The organism is Pseudomonas sp. Kh14, from assembly GCF_900291005.1.
In the GTDB taxonomy this organism is placed as follows: Bacteria; Pseudomonadota; Gammaproteobacteria; order Pseudomonadales; family Pseudomonadaceae; genus Aquipseudomonas; species Aquipseudomonas alloputida.
This window is the reverse complement of the sequence record NZ_OLKJ01000311.1, coordinates 1-236: the sequence shown is the minus strand read 5'-3', so window position 1 is coordinate 236 and position 236 is coordinate 1. Positions and strand designations below refer to the sequence as shown.

Genomic DNA, 236 nt, shown 5'->3' with positions numbered 1-236 from the left:
GTCCGGGGGTCGGCGGTCAATCAGGACGGCCGCTCCAATGGGCTGATGGCCCCCAATCCCGCCGCGCAGGCGGCGGTGCTCCGGGCCGCGTGTGCCGACGCCGGGGTGGAACCGGCATCGGTCGACTACGTCGAGGCGCACGGCACCGGCACCCTGCTCGGGGATCCCATCGAAGCCCGCGCGCTCGGTGCGGTCTACGGCCGCGGACGCCGGTCCGATGTCCCGTTGCTGGTGGG

1 protein-coding gene is annotated in these 236 nt (G+C 74.6%); it reads left to right on the top strand.

Going from position 1 to position 236, the window contains the following annotated elements; all coding sequences use genetic code 11:
- The coding region (locus tag FQ668_RS28245) for a hypothetical protein (RefSeq protein WP_144180884.1) at positions 1-236 on the top strand (236 nt) is incomplete at both ends.